The following is a 3,037-nucleotide window of genomic DNA, read 5'->3' on the forward strand; positions in this document are numbered from 1 at the left end:
GTGGAACGAGAACTAATCTCGAAGCAGGCTTCCCGCTTAGATGCTTTCAGCGGTTATCCCTCCCGAACGTGGCCAACCAGCAATGCCCCTGGCGGAACAACTGGCACACTAGAGGTTCGTCCGTCCCGGTCCTCTCGTACTAGGAACAGCCCTTCTCAATTCTCAAACGCGCGCAGCGGATAGGGACCGAACTGTCTCACGACGTTCTGAACCCAGCTCGCGTACCGCTTTAATGGGCGAACAGCCCAACCCTTGGGACCTACTCCAGCCCCAGGATGCGACGAGCCGACATCGAGGTGCCAAACCATGCCGTCGATATGAACTCTTGGGCAGGATCAGCCTGTTATCCCCGGGGTACCTTTTATCCGTTGAGCGACGGCGCTTCCACAAGCCACCGCCGGATCACTAGTTCCTACTTTCGTACCTGCTCGACATGTCTGTCTCACAGTCAAGCTTCCTTCTACACTTACACTCACCACCTGATGACCAACCAGGCTGAGGAAACCTTTGAGCGCCTCCGTTACCCTTTAGGAGGCAACCGCCCCAGTTAAACTACCCACCAGGCACTGTCCTTAGCCCGGATCACGGACCAAAGTTAGACATGCAATACGACCAGAGTGGTATTTCAACAACGACTCCACACAAACTAGCGTCCATGCATCACAGTCTCCCACCTATCCTACACAAACCGTACCGAACACCAATACCAAGCTATAGTAAAGGTCCCGGGGTCTTTCCGTCCTGCTGCGCGAAACGAGCATCTTTACTCGTAATGCAATTTCACCGAGCTCGTGGTCGAGACAGTAGAGAAGTCGTTACGCCATTCGTGCAGGTCGGAACTTACCCGACAAGGAATTTCGCTACCTTAGGATGGTTATAGTTACCACCGCCGTTTACTGGGGCTTAACTTCCCAGCCTCGCCCCCACAAGGGGCTAACCAGTCCGCTTAACCTTCCAGCACCGGGCAGGCGTCAGTCCGTATACATCGCCTTACAGCTTCGCACGGACCTGTGTTTTTGATAAACAGTCGCTTCTCCCTAGACTCTGCGACCCAACCCCCCACCACGTCTAGACAAGAGACAGGCAAAGAGTGGGCCCCCCTTCTCCCAAAGTTACGGGGGCATTTTGCCGAGTTCCTTAACCACGATTCACTCGCACGCCTTAGTATGCTCTACCCAACTACCAGTGTCGGTTTCGGGTACGGGCGGTCTTACCACTCACGTCGATGCTTTTCTCGGCAGTACAGGATCACCCTACTTCCCGCTATAAAAACGGTCACCATCAGGCCTCACCCACTATGTCCCCCGGATTTACCAAAGAGACGGGCCACACCCTTAAACGCGCCAAGCCATTAGGCACGCGAAGCTACCTCCCTGCGTCACACCTGTTAACACGCTTGCCTCCCACACTTAGGACCCCACGCCACCCACACCAACAACAAACAAGACAAACGCCTCATTCGCTTACAAGGTGTAGGCGGGATGGTTAGCATCAACGCAGAAGACACTGGACGCAATAAAACCGGTACCAGAATAAGAACTGGTCACCCATCGACTACGCCTGTCGGCCTCGCCTTAGGACCCGACTAACCCAGAGAGGACGAACCTACCCCTGGAACCCTTAGTCATACGGCGGGAAGGATTCTCACCTCCCAAACGTTACTCATGCCTGCATTCTCACTCCCACACAATCCACCACAAGCTCACGCCATGGCTTCACCTCGCGCAGGACGCTCCCCTACCCAAACAACAAAAACTATTGTCTGCCGCGGTTTCGGCGGTGTACTTCAGCCCCGCTACATTGTCGGCGCTCAATCACTTGACCAGTGAGCTATTACGCACTCTTTCAAGGATGGCTGCTTCTAAGCCAACCTCCTGGTTGTCACAGCAACTAAACATCCTTTCCCACTTAGCACACACTTAGGGGCCTTAACCGGCGATCTGGGCTGTTTCCCTCTCGACTATGAAGCTTATCCCCCACAGTCTCACTGCCACGCTCAACTTCATGGTATTCGGAGTTTGGCTGACGTCAGTAACCAGATAAGGCCCATCAGCCAACCAGTAGCTCTACCCCCACAAAGAACCACGCAACGCTGCACCTAAATGCATTTCGGGGAGAACCAGCTATCACGGAGTTTGATTGGCCTTTCACCCCTACCCACAACTCATCCCCCAGGTTTTCAACCCTGGTGGGTTCGGGCCTCCACACGCTCTTACACGTGCCTCACCCTGGCCATGGGTAGATCACCCCGCTTCGGGTCTAGAACATGCAACTAAAAACGCCCTCTTCAGACTCGCTTTCGCTACGACTACCCCACACGGGTTAACCTCGCCACACATCCTAACTCGCAGGCTCATTCTTCAATAGGCACGCCATCACCACCATTCAAATGTGGCTCTGACAGTTTGTAGGCGCCTGGTTTCAGGCACTATTTCACTCCCCTCCCGGGGTACTTTTCACCATTCCCTCACGGTACTATTCCACTATCGGTCACGACGGGTATTTAGCCTTACCAAGTGGTCTTGGCAGATTCACACGAGATTCCACGAGCCCCGTGCTACTCGGGCATGTCATCACGCAGTCGGAAACATTTCAGCTACCCGGCTATCACGGTCTACGGCAGGCCTTCCCAAACCCTTCACCTATACTCCTGATTTATCACTACGCCCCGTCCTGTCGGAAACGAGAAGACAACACCCCACAACACCCCATGTGCAACCCCCGACAAGTATCACACACACAAGGTTTAGGCTCCTTCGCTTTCGCTCGCCACTACTCACAAAATATCTTTTCCAGCAGGTACTAAGATGTTTCACTTCCCCACGTTCCCACCACCAACCTATCAATTCAGCTGGCAGCAACCCGGCATAACCCAGGCTAGGTTCCCCCATTCGGACACCCTCGGATCACCACTCGCTAGCCAATTCCCCGAGGCATATCGCAGGCTACAACGTCCTTCTTCGGCCCATACGCACCAAGGCATCCACCAAACGCCCTACAACACCAAAAAACAATAAACAAGAAACTCAAAACAAAA

1 rRNA gene is annotated in these 3,037 nt (G+C 54.0%); it reads right to left on the bottom strand.

Annotated features, from left to right (window positions below):
* Positions 1–3,010: ribosomal RNA gene (locus tag ACRQFC_RS09160) — 23S ribosomal RNA — on the bottom strand; the annotation flags it as partial.
* Between the last annotated feature and the right edge of the window lie 27 nt (positions 3,011–3,037).

It is taken from the genome of Actinotignum inguinis, assembly GCF_051265835.1.
GTDB lineage: Bacteria > Actinomycetota > Actinomycetes > Actinomycetales > Actinomycetaceae > Actinotignum > Actinotignum timonense.